The organism is Mesorhizobium sp. M2A.F.Ca.ET.037.01.1.1, assembly GCF_003998075.1.
Lineage (GTDB): Bacteria > Pseudomonadota > Alphaproteobacteria > Rhizobiales > Rhizobiaceae > Mesorhizobium.
This window is the reverse complement of the sequence record NZ_RZSA01001719.1, coordinates 1-562: the sequence shown is the minus strand read 5'-3', so window position 1 is coordinate 562 and position 562 is coordinate 1. Positions and strand designations below refer to the sequence as shown.

Genomic DNA, 562 nt, shown 5'->3' with positions numbered 1-562 from the left:
GCCTAGTGGCGATGCGCTAAGTATGTGCGTTTCCTAGCATCGCCCGGAGGCCTGAGTCGTTCTGGCGGAGACGTTCCTCGATCCATTGCGCCGTGCGGCCGTGGGCGTCCGAAAACAGCTCGGAATGCCGACTCCAATCCATGAAGGTGCTCGAGACCTGCGGACAGACCAAGACATCCTCGTCGCCGACGGCAATGTCCTGCGGCCCGTGTGCCAGCATACTCGCGGCAATAACCTGAAGCATGCTCGGAACCTGCGGCAGGCGGGCACGGCCGAAAGGGTTCAGCAGGGCGACCGCCAGTTCCGATCTTCCGGGGATGCGGTCATAGTCGACGTGGTATTTTTGCGGTCCATTGGACCCAAAGCTCACGATCACATTGGGGCCGGTCTTGAGTTCCCTCATCTGTTCCAGCGGCAAATTGTTCATGATGGCGCCGTCCACCAGCATATCGCCGTCAGCCGTAAAGAACGGCGGCAGGACACCCGGGAGCGAGCCGGATGCCCGAACGGCTTGCCAGAGTTTCCCACGACGGTGGACATGGGGCTGACGGCTGCTCAGATT

Annotated in this window: 1 protein-coding gene; it reads right to left on the bottom strand. The window is 61.4% G+C overall.

What is annotated here, in order from left to right; genetic code table 11:
- Positions 1–16: 16 nt before the first annotated feature.
- On the bottom strand, positions 17–562 hold a 546-nt coding region (locus EOA27_RS39415), incomplete at its 5' end, for a patatin-like phospholipase family protein (protein WP_189562434.1).